At 53.1% G+C, this 14710-nt stretch carries 18 protein-coding genes; 12 read left to right on the top strand and 6 right to left on the bottom strand.

Translation table 11 applies throughout. The features are described 5' to 3' along the window. The first annotated feature begins 61 nt into the window (after positions 1–61). Positions 62–994, top strand: a complete 933-nt coding sequence (locus tag NUS69_RS09360) for an SPASM domain-containing protein (RefSeq protein WP_258083517.1) — start codon at positions 62–64, stop codon at positions 992–994. Here the strand turns inward: NUS69_RS09360 and NUS69_RS09365 are convergent. After that, positions 991–1908, bottom strand: coding sequence for an Lrp/AsnC family transcriptional regulator (locus NUS69_RS09365; RefSeq protein ID WP_258083518.1), 918 nt, complete (start codon positions 1906–1908; stop codon positions 991–993). The genes NUS69_RS09360 and NUS69_RS09365 overlap by 4 nt on opposite strands. A gap of 71 nt (positions 1909–1979) precedes the next feature. Here NUS69_RS09365 and NUS69_RS09370 point away from each other — a divergent pair, with 71 nt between their 5' ends. The 8 genes from NUS69_RS09370 (at position 1980) to NUS69_RS09405 (ending at position 7577) form a co-directional block, all read left to right on the top strand. Beyond that, positions 1980–2468, top strand: coding sequence for an adenosine-specific kinase (locus tag NUS69_RS09370; RefSeq protein WP_258085077.1), 489 nt, complete (start codon positions 1980–1982; stop codon positions 2466–2468). A gap of 42 nt (positions 2469–2510) precedes the next feature. Beyond that, on the top strand, positions 2511–3065 hold the full coding sequence (locus NUS69_RS09375) for an XTP/dITP diphosphatase (protein ID WP_258083519.1): 555 nt from the start codon (positions 2511–2513) through the stop codon (positions 3063–3065). A 55-nt stretch (positions 3066–3120) separates the two neighbouring features. Further along, the gene (locus NUS69_RS09380) at positions 3121–3573 is read left to right on the top strand and encodes an Lrp/AsnC family transcriptional regulator (protein ID WP_055430137.1); all 453 of its coding nucleotides are present in this window, start codon (positions 3121–3123) and stop codon (positions 3571–3573) included. Positions 3574–3946: 373 nt separating this feature from the next. Next, complete coding sequence (locus NUS69_RS09385) at positions 3947–4951, top strand: hypothetical protein (RefSeq protein ID WP_258083520.1); 1005 nt, start codon at positions 3947–3949, stop codon at positions 4949–4951. A gap of 52 nt (positions 4952–5003) precedes the next feature. Beyond that, a complete protein-coding gene (locus NUS69_RS09390) occupies positions 5004–5666 on the top strand; it encodes a hypothetical protein (RefSeq protein WP_258083521.1) in 663 nt (220 codons plus the stop codon). Beyond that, positions 5657–6178 carry a hypothetical protein gene (locus NUS69_RS09395; protein WP_258083522.1) on the top strand — a complete coding sequence of 174 codons (522 nt, stop codon included), beginning with the start codon at positions 5657–5659 and terminating at the stop codon, positions 6176–6178. The genes NUS69_RS09390 and NUS69_RS09395 overlap by 10 nt, the downstream gene beginning before the upstream one ends. 4 nt (positions 6179–6182) lie before the next feature. Further along, positions 6183–6716, top strand: a complete 534-nt coding sequence (locus NUS69_RS09400) for a hypothetical protein (protein ID WP_258083523.1) — start codon at positions 6183–6185, stop codon at positions 6714–6716. Positions 6717–6767: 51 nt separating this feature from the next. Beyond that, complete coding sequence (locus tag NUS69_RS09405; protein WP_258083524.1) at positions 6768–7577, top strand: hypothetical protein; 810 nt, start codon at positions 6768–6770, stop codon at positions 7575–7577. A gap of 103 nt (positions 7578–7680) precedes the next feature. Here the strand turns inward: NUS69_RS09405 and NUS69_RS09410 are convergent, their stop codons facing one another. The 3 genes from NUS69_RS09410 to eno all read right to left on the bottom strand — a co-directional run bounded on the left by NUS69_RS09410 (position 7681) and on the right by eno (position 10189). Continuing rightward, on the bottom strand, positions 7681–8508 hold the full coding sequence (locus NUS69_RS09410) for a radical SAM protein (protein ID WP_258083525.1): 828 nt from the start codon (positions 8506–8508) through the stop codon (positions 7681–7683). After that, on the bottom strand, positions 8505–8714 hold the full coding sequence (locus tag NUS69_RS09415) for a hypothetical protein (protein ID WP_258083526.1): 210 nt from the start codon (positions 8712–8714) through the stop codon (positions 8505–8507). Before NUS69_RS09415 ends, NUS69_RS09410 begins: the two co-directional genes overlap by 4 nt. 182 nt (positions 8715–8896) lie before the next feature. Continuing rightward, complete coding sequence (eno, locus tag NUS69_RS09420) at positions 8897–10189, bottom strand: phosphopyruvate hydratase (RefSeq protein ID WP_258085078.1); 1293 nt, start codon at positions 10187–10189, stop codon at positions 8897–8899. A gap of 115 nt (positions 10190–10304) precedes the next feature. Between eno and NUS69_RS09425 the strand changes: the two genes are divergently transcribed. From NUS69_RS09425 to NUS69_RS09435, 3 genes are all read left to right on the top strand, one after another. Continuing rightward, on the top strand, positions 10305–11513 hold the full coding sequence (locus NUS69_RS09425; protein WP_258083527.1) for a CGP-CTERM-anchored Cys-rich protein: 1209 nt from the start codon (positions 10305–10307) through the stop codon (positions 11511–11513). Between the two features lie 184 nt (positions 11514–11697). Next, complete coding sequence (gene deoC / locus NUS69_RS09430) at positions 11698–12378, top strand: deoxyribose-phosphate aldolase (RefSeq protein ID WP_258085079.1); 681 nt, start codon at positions 11698–11700, stop codon at positions 12376–12378. After that, on the top strand, positions 12362–12655 hold the full coding sequence (locus tag NUS69_RS09435) for a family 4B encapsulin nanocompartment shell protein (RefSeq protein ID WP_055430371.1): 294 nt from the start codon (positions 12362–12364) through the stop codon (positions 12653–12655). Before deoC ends, NUS69_RS09435 begins: the two co-directional genes overlap by 17 nt. Here NUS69_RS09435 and NUS69_RS09440 read toward each other — a convergent pair. After that, the gene (locus NUS69_RS09440) at positions 12652–13260 is read right to left on the bottom strand and encodes an ECF transporter S component (protein WP_308686507.1); all 609 of its coding nucleotides are present in this window, start codon (positions 13258–13260) and stop codon (positions 12652–12654) included. The genes NUS69_RS09435 and NUS69_RS09440 overlap by 4 nt on opposite strands. Before the next feature lie 103 nt (positions 13261–13363). Then, complete coding sequence (locus tag NUS69_RS09445; protein ID WP_258085081.1) at positions 13364–14701, bottom strand: ornithine aminotransferase; 1338 nt, start codon at positions 14699–14701, stop codon at positions 13364–13366. Between the last annotated feature and the right edge of the window lie 9 nt (positions 14702–14710).

Consider the following 14710-nt stretch of genomic DNA (forward strand, 5'->3'; position numbering starts at 1 on the left):
CAAAATCGGAATAGAAAAAGTATATATACAATTCTGTCCCTCTCCTCTATGGTGAGGATTAATGGAGAGGGTAGCCTACGATGCATCTCATACCGTTGATGTGGGGATGGCCCTCAATATAGTCTCCATAGGAAAGCCTCCTTGGAGCAACAGCTCCCACAATGGCAGGCTTGAGCGTCTCATCGTGCAACTTGGTGCAGGAAACGGTAAATTCTCCGAGATTAACGGCATACCGCGCTCAATAGGGTGTATAGGGAACAGCTCCTTCATTCTTCGGAGGGAACCTCTCAGTCCCGAAAGGGTGAAGGAGCTTATCCGGGAGTTCAAGGAGATAGGCGGAAAGGAACTCTGGCTCACCAACTACGACAGGGTGGAATACCTTACCAGCGTTGCCACATACGCCTCTGAAATAGGCGTTCCGGAGGTCTATGCAGTCGTCAGGCTTGAGGATGTGGAATCAGTCGAACCCGTCGATGGGGTCCGCTTCATCGCCGAGCTTGAATACTCACCGAAAAACGTTCAGAGGCTTGAGGCCCACAGCTGGCTCTACGGAGCGCTCATAATGGTGCGGGGTTCACAGCTGGATGAGCTTATGGGCCTCAAGACCACCTTCCCCGGGGAGGTCTACGTCGACGTTCTCTTCCCCGGCTCCGCTAGAAAGCTGGACTTCAACGTTATAGAGGTCAAGAGGATACTGAATCCAACCGTTGAAAGATACCACGACTGCTTGGCCGGTACGATGGCCGTAACGGCTGACGGCTATGCGCTTCCGTGTCCGCTCCTCAGGAACTACGTTGTCGGGGATCTGAAGGAGCTGGGGATAAAGAAGGTTCTCAGAAAGAGGAGAATCAAGGCCTTCTGGAGGATGACAAAGGATGATATAGGGGCCTGCAGTGACTGTCCGTTCAGGTATATCTGCCACGACTGCAGGGCGCTAGAGTATCAGGCTACCGGTGAGATAGACGGCCTGGAATACTGCCAGATAGTATTTTAGAAGTCCAGTATGGATCGGTACCCGCTCCCGTCTTTTTTTATCCTTCGTGAGTACCTGGTCATTCCGTTCTTGTCGTTGAGTTCTTTGAATGTGGGATCAAAGTACTCTATGAGTAGCTTTTCCACGTAGTTGCTGAACTCCAGTATCTTTGTTCCCAGATCCTCTTTTGACGAGAAGAACCATTCTATGACGTATCCTCTTCCAGGGAGCACCCCAACGACGATCTCGTATTCCTTGAATCTCTCTAGGACTGATTCATCGAGGGTTTCCGTTATTCCAAGAACACTCCTGTCGTGGATATTGTTTTCCAAAGCGGGGTCGAATCCCACCAGGATTCCCATACTCTTAAGTCTGTTTATCATGAATTTTACTGTGGGGCGGGTCTTTCCGAGCCTCTGTGCTATCTTGGTTATCGGGGTTCTCGCGTCTATATTCAAGATGTCCATCAGCACAGCGTAATCGTAGCTCAGGTTCCATTCCCCGAAGTTGTCGTCCCCGCTGTATGGATACGCCCTGACCTCATAGTATTCATAGTCGTCGGAGTATTTTGATAGCATCTCGTCTATCCTGTCCTTCTGGTCGTCTGGAATGTGGAGTACTGCCGATAGTCCATTCTTGAATCCGAATGCAGGATTGACATAGGCCACAAAAGGATTCTGGGCCATTCTATAACCCGTCTCAAGTATGCTGTCTGAAGGAACGCTCAGAAACGCCAGATAACTCCTGAGGCCTATTATCCTAATATTATAAACGGCACTGACGGAGATGTATTTTCCGTAGTACTTGTCGTACAGCCTCTTGAGACGATAGTAGTCTATCCCCTCCTCCTCGGCTATTTTTTTCAGGCTATCCGTGGGATGTCTCACCAAAATCTCCACGAGAAATTCGAGCTCCTCCATGACAGGCTCGCCCATTTCACCTCACCAATATACTCCACGGAAAAGGTTATATCGTCGATGTATATTAAACTCTTCCGGTGGTAGACATGGTGAAGATAGACGTCGTTGACATCGAAAAGCCCGAAGGGGTCGAGGTGATAATCGGGCAGGGCAACTTCTCTATATTCACCGTTGATGACCTAGCAAAGACCCTCCTCACAACGGTTCCGGGCATAAAGTTCGGAATAGCCATGAACGAGGCCAAGCCCCAGCTGACGCGCTTCACCGGCAACGATCCCGAGCTTGAAAAGCTTGCCGCTAAAAACGCCCTCAAGATTGGAGCCGGCCACGTCTTCGTTATACTGATGAAGAACGCGTTCCCGATAAACGTTCTCAACGCCGTCAAGAACCACCCCGCCGTTGCCATGGTCTACGGCGCCAGTGAAAACCCGTTCCAGGTGATAATAGCTGAGACCGACCTCGGCAGGAGCGTTCTGGGGATTGTGGACGGCAAGGCCGCCAACAGGATCGAAGACGAGGAGCTCAGGAAGGAGCGCAGGGAACTCGTCGAGAGGATAGGTTACAAGATAGACTGAAACCTTTTTATCTCTCCGTTCCCCTTCTCACTAGGTGGTCTCATGAGACTGGCGTTCATCACTTCTAACCCCAGAAAGGTCGAGGAGGCGAAGAAGTACTTCGAACCGCTCGGTGTTGAAGTCTACCAGCTCCGGATGGAGTATCCGGAGATACAGGCGGATACCCTTGAGGAGGTCGCCCTCTTCGGCCTTGAATGGCTTGCCAGAAAGATTGATGGGCCGTTCTTTCTCGATGATTCTGGGCTGTTTATAGATGCCCTCGGCGGCTTCCCTGGAGTGTATTCTGCCTACGTTTACAGAACCCTTGGGATAGGTGGAATCCTCAAGCTGATGGAGGGTGTTGAGGACAGAAATGCCCACTTCAGGAGTGTAATAGCTTACTGGGACGGTGGAGCTCACATCTTTACCGGAAGGGTCGATGGCGAGATAACCACCGCCCCTAAGGGAAGTGGCGGCTTTGGTTTCGACCCGATATTCAGGCCTCGGGGATTTGACATTACTTTTGCCGAAATGACAACCGAGAGGAAGAACGCCATCTCCCACAGGGGGCGTGCCCTGAAGGCCTTTGCTGATTGGCTAAAGGAAAACCTTAAATAAGCCCATCGTTCCAAAGTTAACAGTTATAATTGAACGAATGACGAAGGGGGTCGCGATGGTAGCATCACTCGATAGCACCGATTTGAGGCTGTTGAAGGAATTAAAGGAAAACGCCAGGGAGAACATAGCTAGTCTCAGCAAGAAGCTGGGGATACCGAGGACCACCGTTCACTACCGCATCAAGAAGCTGGTCGAGGAAGGGGTGATAGAGAAGTTCACGGTCAAGCCCAACTACAAGAAGCTCGACCTCGGGACGACGGCCTTTATACTCGCCAGGTACGAACCCGACTCCGGTCTGAGCCAAAGGGAGGTTGCTGAGAGGATAGCGGCCCTTGAGGGGGTCTACGAAGTCCACATAATAGCCGGCGAATGGGACCTCCTCATAAAGGTACGCGCTCCGAGCTCCGAGGAGGTCGGGAAGATAGTAGTTGACAGGCTCCGGGAGATAAAAGGGGTTGGCCAGACCGTAACTATGGTGTCGTTCGTAACGGTTAAGGAGGAGCTTTAGTCCTGCCGGGCGATGATTGGCGTTCTCCTTTCTGATTTTATGATGACGCGAGGGATGGTGAGCCCTGCGTTTTCTTTTAAGAGCCTCCTTAGGAGGAGGTCAGAATGAGGCAGTGGTTGGTGATTGCAGTGAATTATATTTTTCTCGAAAGCCCCGCCCTTTATGACGGGAGGAAGTCTGTGGAAAATCGAGACAAAGTGTTGTGATTTTCCCTGGTGTTTACGGTTCCGCCAGCTTTCTGGCGGTTCTTTGATTGTCCTGTTTTGGCGATTGTAATCCGAACTTCTCGCTGAGCAGTAATCTGATTTTAATTGTCACTGCCCTGTTAATATTCAAAACAGTAAATTTTTTAATGTTTGGATTTATTATCCGTATGAAGGGCGTTGGAGGTGAATCCATGGGCTGGAAGAGGGTTCTTGCTTTGGCTTTGGTGGTGCTCTTCTTGGGAATGACGGTCAGTAGTGCCAGCGCCACGGCAAGCTTCGTTAACACGACTACTAACAGTACAGTAACGGTTCCCCAGGAGCTGGCTAAGAAGGGGCCTGGGGATGATGTTAAGCCGAAGTTCCTGCCCGCTATCGGCGTTGGTATAAGTATAGTCGTGGGCAGTACGGAGTTGTTGGCACTGACGGTAAGCCTTGCGACGCTCGCGGCGATTGGTCTTTACAAGGTTATTGAGAAGTACGGCGGCAGGGTGGCGGATGTTATTCTGCGCGCAACGGGGTTTAAGCAGCTCTCCGACTTTGGAGATGGGTTCTTTAGCGTTGCGGGTTCCTCTTTGGAGCATCCAAAAGTGGAGGTGCACCTTAAGAAGCTCTGGTTCATTCCCCTACCAATAGCCGAGAAAATTGTGATCAAAGACGGCTCCAGGACTGTAGTGGAGGTCAAGAAGAGCGAGCTCGATCAGATCAACGACCTCTTCACCCCGAAAGAATTTGGACGACTCTTGGGCCAAGCATACCTCAACGGATGGGATGCCAACGATGCTAAGAAGCTTGCAGAGGAGTTTGATAGGAAGTACAAGAACTTTCGGGTAAAGTTCAGGGGAAGATACGCCTGCGGCAGCTACTTCTCGGAAGGAGACGTCATCATTGATGATGAAGGGGCGACACACATAATTGAAAGGCACATTAAAAGGAGAGTGTACGACCACAAATCGAAATTTGAACAGATAACCGCCAAACAGCTCCTCCAGATGCTTGAAGAGACTATAGAAAGCGGAAGGATAAACTGTGACAGAAGCAATGCGCCACATGAAGTAGTCCTTGAAAAGTATTACTACGGGCTTGGCGCCAAGAACAAGCTAAGAGTGGTCATTAGGAAAATGTCTAATGGTCTCTACAGGATAGTGACAGCACACCCGGTGGATTGGGACTGAGGACAAGAGACCACTTTTAATTTTTTTAGCTGCATAACATTGGGTGATGCAAATGGTGAACTTCAAAATCACGTTTAAACTTGAGGAGCCCTTTGGACCATTGGAAAAGATGATAAAAGAGGCAGTAATAGAAGGGAAAAATTATGGATACCCAGAGGAATCGATAATAGAGACTGCCCTCAGCGAGTACGATGTTCTCATCCACTGCCAAAGAGAGGAAGTGTTTAACGCAACCGTTCACTTCAACGAATTTCTTTATGAGCTTTTCAGATTTGCATTTTATGCCGCAACCGGGGAGATCCCTGAAGACGTGAAGTCGTACGGATGGGGCTTTAACAGCATAGATGAACTCCCGAACTGGCTAGATAAGGAAGTTCGGATTCTGGGGGAACTATTGGGAGATGAGTTTGACGAGTTAACCTCCAGTCCATTTTTAAGGTCCTTCCTCGGAAGCTACGACCCGATATTGATTGTCTATGGATTCAGGAAGGGCGGTTATCTCCATTTCGTGAGTGTGGACTACAGAAAGGTCTGCAAGGTACCCATTAGCGAGTTCGTGAAGGGTGCAATGAATGTCATAGAAGAGGCTATCCTGGAATTGGAATCCTGCACCCGCGTATTTGAGGAGAATTGGATTAAGGAATACCAGGAAATGATTGATGACTATAAGAGGCTCCTTAATTTTTTAAGGAAAAAAGCCGGGAGGTGGTCTTAGTGCCGGTTAAGTTCTCGGTTGATTCCACTCTCGAAGAGCTGAAGGAATCCGAAGGATTTGGGGCTGAGATCGAGGTGGAGATTAACGGAAAAGAGTTTGTATTAGCGCTCTGCTACATTGTGCAGGCGCTGTCGGCAATTCTCGCTACAGTAACCTTTGCAGTCTCGTCATGCGATGAAATCCCCTACGTGCTTGAAAAGTTCGAGGAGGACGAGAGGAGAGTGATAAGAAGGAACTGCAGGGGCAGGAAGCTCGAGGTGGGTTTCGGCACTTACGAGCCGATTTCTCCCGTGGTGTTCAGGAAGGAGGGCGATTACCTGCTCATTGAGGCCTTCGAGGATGGACGATTTATTGGCAGGGAGAGGGTTGAAGTCAGGGAGTACGTGAAAGCCGCCCTGGAATTCCTTGAGGAGTACCTGAAGGGAACCAGCGATGAGGCTTACCTGACGGGGCTTGAGAGGGTTAAAGAACTCGTGCGGAAGAGCGAGTATAAGGACGTGCTCGAGGGTTGATGCCGTGGAATGCTCAATAACATGGGATGAGCTTGATGTTAGAAATGGACCCCTCTGGAAAGCCCTTGTCGTCCCTCCCGGACGCTACAGGATAAAGCTCGGCCCCCTGGAAGTGTTCTCGACAGTCCATAGCTTAAAGTTGATACTTGCCATAAATAGCCTTGCTAAAGGCACCATCTACCTTCTCTCCAGTAACTTTGAGGGGATGGAGATTGAAGACGAGCCTGATTACACCACTCTGATAAGTTCCTGCAAAGCTTTTGACGGCTTTTTCCTGCTCACTTTCGGACTGCCAGAGGATTTTGGTGTGACTATGAAGCGGAAAAACGGTAAAGTCGTCCTATGCTGCCCCGATGACTTTAACGTCCCTCTCCCCACGTACTCCATCAGAAAAGTGGAGCTTTCGGCGAGGGAGCTCGGGTTGTGCATGGCCAAGGCCGTGTTTGACGCGTTCGGGAGGCTCGACACCAAAGTCCCCGAGGGCTTAAGGGACGAGTACCTCAGGTGGAGGGGTGCACTCCAGATACCGGGGGTGTGAGCAGTGTTGTCTTTTTCCTTCTTTCCCCAGAATGGAAACAGGGGCTTTCCCGTGCTGGTGCTCGAAGACGGGCCGGTTTTCATCAGTGAAGACCCGGTGGTGCTGGATGAATTCATGGGCTCCCTAAAGACGCTCCAATCGATGGAGAATCCGCCGGAAAGGCTCTGGAACCTGAAGGTAAGGGTAGAGGGCGGAATGGTCTGCCTGACGCTGCCGGACGGGAGGGGAGTGCAGGTCGCCCGCAAAAAACTCGTCGAGACAATCCGGACTTCCATCCAGAACTTGAAAGCGGTTCTCACTAATAAACCTGTGCGGATGGAGTGGCTCAGGTTCAAGCTAAAGCCGCCTTCACATGAAGTGCTTGAGATGTTCGGTGAACCTGAGGGCATCATGGACGAGTACGAGGTTCAGGTTTACGTGAGCACGTACGTGCTGGAGGCTTTCGTTAATCTCAAGGGGTACGTTGAGGAGCTTGCACTTCTCAAGGGTTTCGTGGCGGACGGAAAACTGCCCGGCGAAAGGTGGCGGGTAAAGCGGAACGTTGATGGCGAAATCAAGAGGCTGTCTTCCAAGGGGGCAAAAAAGCCGGAGGATAGGGGCCTTCTCCGCGAACTGGCGGGCCTTAAAAAGCTCTCAGCAGGAGCGGCTCCTCCCTTCGTTCGCTTTACCCTTTCAACCTACGACCCTTTTGAAGTTCTCTACGCGGCAGACTCTGGAAAGGGCGAATTTTTGCTGGCATTCGTCCTGTATTCCGGTATGGCCGTCAAAGTCCCAAAGGATGTCCTCCTAAGGGCCATTGATGAGGCCATCAAAGATGCGGAAAAGGAACTCAAAAAACTCGGCAGACCAAAGATTATTTGAAACTTAGAGGTTAGGGGTAATAAATGGGGAGTGCTGGACCAATAAGAGACATAACCCTGTACAGTGCTACTCCGGAGATTTACCCTTAAGGACGGGGAGGAGGTCACATCACGCAGCACTCGTAGATTATCTCAACCTCCCTCAGGCTTTTTGCCCATTCGATGACTTTTCTGGGGGGATTTGTCAGCCTGTCAACACCCGCTAAAACGGCCCCCTTGTCAAACTCAAGGCGCCACCTGCCCAGCGGCCGCATGCAGCCTATGCTTATCTCCCCGTCAAAACGCTCCCTGGCGTACCTCACGACCTCAAGGCTCTCCTCAACCCCCGGTGCGGATACACCTTCCATCTCAGTCCCCCTGGTGGGGATGAGCACGTCGAGGACTAGGACGTCTATGGGGTACTCCGCCAGCATGTCTATGGCCCTGTACTCCCAGTGGACTTTCCCGAAGTCGAGGCCTATGGTTATGTGGGGGGCGACCCTCACCCCGGCATCGGTGAGCAGGTCGAGGATTCTGAGGTAGTCTTTAACGGTTCTATCTATTTTGTAGACCCTCTTTATGACGTCGTCATCTCCCACGAAGTCGAGGGAAACGACATCTACGTATTTAACCCACTCCAGATCGTCCTCATCTATAAAGCCGACGTGGGCGTTGAGCTTTAAGCTCGTCCTCCTCTTTATCTCCTGGATTTCATCGGCGTACTTATCGAGGGGGACCTTCAGGCGGGAGTCTAGACCGCCGCTCAACAGGCAGCCTGTGTAACCTTCCCTCTCAAGGCTGACGCAGTAATCCAGGAGATCTCTCCCGGTGGGCTTTCTCATGCTCTCAAGGTAGTGTTTCCCGCAGTGAGCACAGTTCAGCGCGCAGTAGTTTCCGGTGAGCGAGATTGAGGGAAATTTGATGCCTGGGATGTAGATTTTGAGCTTTCTCATTCAAACCACCTTTGGGGGTTGTAGGGGGCGAAGCCCTCTCCGGTGTTTAAAGGAGAAGGAAGGGTCTGGGAAACGTAGTTTCCCGATTTATGTGGGGCGAAGCCCCACGTTCGGGGGGAGGGGGTTAGCAAGGACGTGGGGGGTGAAACCCCCGGGTCCTGCGAGGGGAATTTGATGCCTGGGATGTAGATTTTGAGCTTTTTCATCTAACTCACCTCAGAAAGGGGGTTGCAGGGAACGGAGTCGCCTTGAAGAGTTTGATATCCATTCTCCATCGGTCAGGGCCTCCCCGGATTAACCACTCAACTGGTTCCCTCAAGTTCAAAAAACGTTGAAGCCGGGGGTTAAAACCCTTACTGGCCAGCAATGTAGAAAAGAAATAGGATGCTCAGAGGAATGGATTGCGGAACTTCCTGCCCGGATAGACCGCTATGCCCTCAAGCTCTTCCTCTATGCGTATCAGCTGGTTGTACTTGGCGTTCCTGTCGCTCCTCGCTGGAGCACCGGTCTTTATCTGGCCGGCGTTGAGGGCAACGGCGAGATCTGCTATGGTTGAATCCTCGGTCTCTCCACTCCTGTGGGAGACGACGACGCCGTAACCGCCCCTGAATGCCGTGTAGGCGGCATCTATGGCCTCGCTCAGCGTTCCAATCTGGTTGACCTTGAGGAGGAGCGCGTTTGCCGCTCCCATCTCTATGCCCTTCCTTATCCTCTTCGGGTTGGTGACGAACAGGTCGTCGCCGACTATCTGTATCTTGCTTCCAAGCTCCCTGGTTATCATGACGAAGCCTTCCCAGTCCTCCTCGTGGAACGGGTCCTCGATTGACACTATCGGGTAGCTTGAGACGAGCTCCTTGTAGAGTTCGAGGAGCTCAGCGCTGGTGTACTCCTTGCCGTTGACGACGTATTTGCCGATGTCAGGGTGGAAGAACTCGCTTGAAGCCGGGTCCATGGCGAAGGCAATCTCGTCTCCCGGCTTGTAACCGGCTTCCTCTATGGCCTTTATGAGAAGTTCGAGCGGCTCGTGGGGCTCCTTCAGCGGTGGGGCGAAGCCGCCCTCGTCGCCGACGTTGACCGCGTCCTTTCCGTACTTGTCCGCTATGACCTTCTTGAGGACGTGGTAGGTCTCGCTCACCCACCTTATGGCCTCCCTGAATGAATCGGCACCGACGGGCATAATCATAAACTCCTGGAAGTCGAGCTCGTTTCCGGCGTGGACTCCTCCGTTGATGACGTTGCTCATCGGAACCGGCATGACGTAGGCGTTGGTTCCGCCGATGTACTGGTAGAGCGGAAGGCCGAGGGCGTTTGCCGCGGCTTTAGCAACAGCGAGAGAAACACCAAGCATGGCGTTTGCTCCGAGGTTGCTCTTGTTCTCCGTTCCATCGAGCTCAAGGAGGAGGCTGTCGATGTCCCTCTGCCAGGTAACGTCCATGCCGATGAGCTCGGGCGCGATTATCTTGTTGACGTTCTCAACGGCCCTTCTAACGCCCTTGCCGAGGTAGCGCTTTCCGCCGTCGCGGAGCTCAAGGGCCTCGTGGGTTCCAGTGCTCGCTCCGCTCGGAACGGCAGCGCGGCCCATGCTTATCGGCGTGTAGACCTCGACCTCGACCGTCGGGTTCCCCCTGCTGTCGAGTATCTCCCTGGCAACGACTCCGGTTATCTCAAACGGGTTCTCCATCTCAATCACCTCGGGTGATATTCTTTCCGGGACATATAAAGGTTTTAGCTTCAATTTTGGCTGAAGCCATGGATAAGTGTATATATTTTTGCCGCGTAGTTTTACCGGTGGGAGTATGAGGCGGGTGGTGGCTTTCCTGATTCTTCTGATGTTTACTGTAACGCCGTTGGTTAGAGCGTGCATGAGTGTGGCGGATTCCTACGCGGTCGAAGTTGTTCTGAATAAACCTGGGATAACCTACGAGCTCTGGCGCTTTAAGGTTGCACATCACGTTCTCTATGAAAACGATACCTTCATCTTCCGCTCCCACTACGATGAGAGGCTCTACGTTCTGGTCTGGAATGCCAGCGATGGGCTTCACCTCAAAGTTGGGATTCCCCTTGAGTGGAAGACCGAGGACGTCTCGATGGGGTCGCTAAACGCCTCCCTTCTCATCACTCCAGATGCCCTTGAAAAGCTGAGGGCCGACGGCTGGAATGTCTCAGACAACACGACCTTTGATAGAAATGGGGTTAAGATAACCCTCCTCCCTATTAAAGGGGGTGAATGCACCTCTGATGCCGACTGCGCCACCGGCGGTTGCTCCGGTGAGGTCTGCGCCCCCAGAGAGGAGGCGTCAAAGATAGTCACGCCCTGCGTTTACATGCCGTGGTACGACTGCCTGTCACTGACGAGCTGCGGTTGTGTGGACGGCATCTGCACCTGGAAGTTGAACCCTGCCTTTGAGTCCTGTCTGAGGGAGCATGGTATCGACCCCTCCCGGGTTATCAGGGCAGGATACTTCGAGCTCAAGGTTGAGGGAATCAACAAATCGGATGATGCTCTGAACGCGGCGGTCAAAGACTTCCTTGGCGCTTTCGGAGTCTCGTGCAACTCACCGCTCACTCTGGTTAAGACTGCCTTAACCCGGCTTTCCCCATCGGTTGAGCCCTCCGAGGTTAACGCCTCGGAGGCGATCAGAACGGAGCTGGAGTGGCTGATTGAGGGCGGCGTCGTCAAAATGGACGAAGAAGACGTCAACAGGATAGCCAATGCTGCTGAGTGGGGCTTTGCCGGCCACAACTCGAAGATAGGCTGGTACGAGACCGAAAGCAGGAGCTACGCCTGGATTCCATACAGGGAAAGCAGAGACCCCGAGCTGGTGAGATGCTTTTCGGGAACGGTGCCCGCGTACACCCTCCCGAACGGAACGGCGTACTTTGGTCCAACGGCAACGGCTTCTCCGACGGGCTCTCAAACGTCCCAGGAAGGAGCTCGGGGAATATGCGGGCCGGCCGTTGTGGTAGGACTGCCCCTGCTGCTCCTGATACTCAGGAGGAGGTGACCCTTTCTTTCCTTTTGTGTGGTTGAATGCCCCACATGTTGCTGGCTTTTGTCCACTCCCTGCGGGATAACTTCAAAAAATTGCCGAAGATTCAATGAAACCCTGCAGATTTTCCGGTAAATTGCCCATTTTTGAGGAGAAAAAGTCTAAATACCTTCAGGAAAAGTAGGCACTGGTGATGGTTATGGGTGATCATCTCGATATAGCTAAATATATCGACCATACGAATCTCAAACCATACGCTACCGCCGATGATATAGTTAAGCTCTGCGAGGAAGCCAAGGAGTACGGCTTTTACGCCGTCTGTGTCAACCCGTACAGGGTAAAGCTGGCAAAAGAAGTCCTCAGGGGCTCGGACGTGAAGGTTGCCACTGTTATAGGCTTCCCCCTCGGCGCGACCCCGACGGAGGTCAAGGTCTTTGAGGCAAAAAGGGCTTTGGAAGACGGTGCTGACGAGCTGGACATGGTCATCAACATCGGCGCTCTGAAGGATAAGGACTACGAGTACGTGAAAAGGGACATCGAGGAGGTAGTCAGGGTCGCCCACGAGAGGGGCGCGATAGTCAAGGTCATCATCGAGACCTGCTATCTCACGGAGGAGGAGAAGGTCAAGGCCTGCGAGCTGGCGAAAGAAGCAGGAGCGGACTTCGTGAAGACCTCAACCGGTTTTGGCACGGGTGGGGCCACCATTGAGGACGTGAGGCTCATGAGGGAGGTTGTTGGCCCGGAGATGGGCGTCAAGGCGGCTGGAGGCATCAGAACCTACGAGCAGGCCCTGGCGATGATAGAGGCAGGTGCGACCAGGATTGGGACGTCGAGCGGCGTAAAAATCGTGGAGGGGGCGAGAGATGCAGGGCGTGGGTGAGATAAAGGATATCCTGATGAGGGCCATAGCGGAGCTCCAAGAGGAGGGCCTTGAACCTGACATACTCCTAGTTGGGCCGGGCTTCCTTGAGCACTCCGCGGAGATACTCAGGGACTGCAGGCTCAGGATATATAAGATCGAAGAGCTGGGCTACGATGCCGTGGTCGCTGATTCCAAGTATCTGGGCCAGATAAAAAGGGCCTCAAGGAGAATATCCGTTGAGCCACTCCTCAAGGAAAGTGAGATGTGGGAAGAACTGAAAAAGCTGGAAGTTTAGATGAGGTCTGTGACCTCGGGGTACCTCTTCTTTATTATCGTTGCCAGACCCGTTCCTACTATTATCCCCGTGACGGCCTGGACGGTGTTCCCGGGAACCTCCGTTAGAGCCGCAGGAACCCCGAACATGTACGCCTCAAACGCGAAGTAGCCGGAGACCATTATCATTCCACCGACGATTCCGGCTATGACGAGGGTCGAGACGTTATCGCTCCTTCTGGCGATGTACCCTATAACCAAACCCTCCAGTCCCTTGACAACGAGCGTTATCGGTGCCCATCCGGGGTAGCCACCGATGATGTCTCCAAGGGCCGAACCAACACCGCCGGCGAAGACTCCAACGACCGGCCCGAAGACCATCGCCGAGAACATGACCATGGTGTCTCCGAGGTTTATGTAGCCTCCCGTTGCAGGGGTGGGCACCTTTATCACGTTGGTGGCTATCGCAACCACTGCCGCGAGGATTGCAGAGAGGGCTATTGTGGCAGGTGCCTTGTATTCCCTCCTCTTGGTCCAGAGGTACGCGAGGAAAACCACCACCGCGCCTCCAAGTACATAGTGACCGTAGGGTTTGAGTATCTCCGTCAGATCCACCACCTTCACCACCGCCGAAATTTCAAGTTTAAACTTTAAAAGCTTGTTGTTGCGGTGGTAACCGTTTACTACGACTGAAAACAAGTGGACAATAAAATAGGGAATGGGAAGAAAATCAGCCGAGAGCCTTCTTGAGGCTCTCTTCGAATATCTCCATGGCGACGTCTATCTCTTCCTTGCTTATGGTCAGCGGTGGGATGAACCTTATGCTGTTGTCGCCACAGCCGAGGAGTATGAGCCCGCGCTTGACGGCCTCCTTGACAATCCTGTCCCTCAGCTCGGGGTTCTTTTCCTTGGTGTCCTTGCTCTTGACTATCTCGACTGCCTGCGCGAGACCGAGACCTCTTGCATCGCCAATGACCTCGTACTTCTCCTCCAGCTCCTTGAGGTACCTGTGGAGGTAGTCGCCGACCTCCTGGACGTGCGGGAGGAGCTCCTTGACTATCTCGACGACCTCAAGACCTGCGGCTATGGCAACCGGGTTGCCGCCGAAGGTCGAGGCGTGCCTGCCCGGCTTGTCGAAGGCTATATCTGCCCTGTGGACGACACCCGCTAGGGGAATTCCGCCGCCAATGGCCTTGCCGAACTGGATGGTGTCCGGAGCTATGCCAAAGTGCTCGATGGCCCAGAACTTTCCGGTTCTTCCGACACCCATCTGAACCTCGTCGTCGGCGAGGAGTATGCCGTAGTTGTCCGCCAGCTTCTTGAGCTCCTTGAAGAAGTTCTTCGGCGGGACGACGTAGCCGCCCTCACCCTGTATCGGCTCGAAGACTATGGCTCCAACCTCCTCGGGCGGGACGTGTCTAAACACGTACTCCTCGATGAACTCTATAACGCGGTTGACGAGCTCGTCCGGCTCGGCGTAACCGTCGATGTGCCAGGGGTTCCTGTAGGGGTTCGGGTAGGGTATGTGCTCGACTCCCGGCATTGTCGGGAAGAACCTGTCCTGCTGAACCCACTTGCTCGCTGTAAGGCTCAGAACGGCCTGGGTCCTGCCGTGGAAGGCGTGGTAGAAGGCGATGAACCTCTTCCTGCCGGTGCCGTACTTGACGAGCTTCATCATGGCCTCGTTGGCCTCGGCACCGCTGTTCTGGTAGACAACCTTCTTCGGGAAGTCGCCGGGGGCGAGCTCGGCGAGCTTGTTGGCGAGTGTTATAGCGTTCTCGTAGAAGAAGTCGTTGAGAGCGAAGTGGGTGAACTTCTCGGCCTGCCTTTTTATCGCCTCAACGACCCTCGGGTGGGTGTGGCCGACGTTGAGGACGCCGACGCCGCTTCCGAAGTCGTAGAGGACGTTTCCGTCAACGTCGTAGACGAGGATTCCATCCCCGTGGTCGATGACTATCGGGAGCGTCTCCGGGTCCTGGGTTGTGTAGGCGAGGGCTTCAAAGTTTTTCTCTATGATCTCTTTGGCTTTAGGCCCGGGGAGTTCTTTAACGTTCGGTCTAACCACCATCTGCATCAC

The sequence above is a fragment of the Thermococcus thermotolerans genome (assembly GCF_024707485.1).
Lineage (GTDB): Archaea > Methanobacteriota_B > Thermococci > Thermococcales > Thermococcaceae > Thermococcus > Thermococcus thermotolerans.